This is a genomic window from Synechococcus sp. R55.3 (genome assembly GCF_047461975.1).
Classification (GTDB): Bacteria; Cyanobacteriota; Cyanobacteriia; order Thermostichales; family Thermostichaceae; genus Thermostichus.
The window spans coordinates 1-1415 of the sequence record NZ_JANSIG010000153.1 but is presented as its reverse complement, the minus strand read 5'-3'; the positions used below and the strand labels follow the sequence as shown (position 1 = coordinate 1415).

The window sequence follows — 1415 nt, the reverse complement described above, 5'->3', positions numbered from 1 at the left end:
TCCTGCTCAGAGATAGGCAGGATGCGATCGCTTCTTTCCTGAACCATGTTCAGGAGAGTTCAGCGTGAATGTATCAGGAATGATGGGAAAGCCAGGATCCCTGTCCAGCGAAAGTCGCGTGGCCATCCTGCTCCACGGGGGATTGCTGGGGGAGCATGGGAAAACGGGGCTGGGGCTGCTGCGCTACGGCTCCTTCCCGGTGGTGGCGGTGATCGACCGGGAGCAGGCGGGGGGATCCCTGGCCCATCTGACCGGAATTGCCAAAGACATTCCCATCGTGGCCTCGGTGGAGGAGGCGCTGGCCCACTGGCCTGAAGTTCTGGTGATTGGGATCGCCCCTTCAGGGGGGCAGTTGCCGCCAGCCTGGCGGGAGGAGTTGGGCCTGGCCCTGCGAGCTGGCCTGTCTCTGGTGAATGGGTTGCACACGCCTTTGGCCGAGGATCCCCAGTTTCGGCAGTGGTTGCAGCCGGGGGCCTGGATCTGGGATATTCGCCGCGAGCCCCCCAACCTGTCGGTGGGGAAAGCCCTGGCCCGCACCCTGCCCTGTAAACGGGTGTTGACGGTGGGCACCGACATGAGCGTGGGCAAAATGTCCACCAGCCTAGAGCTGCACCGGGCCAGCCTGAGGCGGGGCCTGCGCTCCCGCTTTTTGGCCACCGGGCAAACCGGGATCCTGATCGGCGGCGAGGGGATCCCTTTGGATGCGGTGCGAGTGGACTATGCCAGTGGGGCGGTGGAGCAACTGATCATGCGCTATGGCTCTGACCACGACATTCTGCACCTGGAAGGTCAGGGATCCCTGCTCAACCCCGCCTCTACGGCCACCTTGCCCCTGTTGCGTGGATCCCAGCCCACCCACCTTATCCTGGTACACCGCGCCGGCCAGACCCACATCAAGGGGATAGACTACGTGCCCATCCCGCCCTTACCCAAGGTGATTGAGCTGTATGAACAGGTGGCGGCAGCTGCCGGGGCTTTTGCCCCCGCGCCCGTGGTGGGGATTGCCCTCAATACCTTCGGCTGGGAGGAAGAAGCAGCCCTAGAGCAGATCCGCCGGGTGGAGGCTGAGACCGGACGGCCCTGTACAGATGTGGTGCGCTTTGGGGCAGATCCCTTGTTGGAGGCAATTTTGGCGGCAGGATAACTCAGTTTGCAGACAGCGGATCCACTCCCATTGTCCATCTGGGAAAAACTCATCATCTTCAACAGGTGAGCGATTCAGATGGTTCCCGGTGCCGTTGTCTTCTCTGAGATGCGATCTCCTCAGCCAGGTATTCTCGATCCAAGTCGCTCCCATTGGCCGGGGGCCAGGAACTGGGCTTGCTCCGTGTTCAGAGAAGAGCATGACTCTAGTCAATAATAAGCTCAACTATACTGAAAATAATGTATAATATGTTCAGTACGGATTACTACCA

The 1415-nt window shown here is 60.6% G+C and carries 1 protein-coding gene; it reads left to right on the top strand.

The genetic code is table 11. The features are described 5' to 3' along the window. Positions 1-82 precede the first annotated feature (82 nt). Positions 83-1144 carry a DUF1611 domain-containing protein gene (locus NW849_RS14235; protein ID WP_414358491.1) on the top strand — a complete coding sequence of 354 codons (1062 nt, stop codon included), beginning with the start codon at positions 83-85 and terminating at the stop codon, positions 1142-1144. Positions 1145-1415 lie beyond the last annotated feature (271 nt).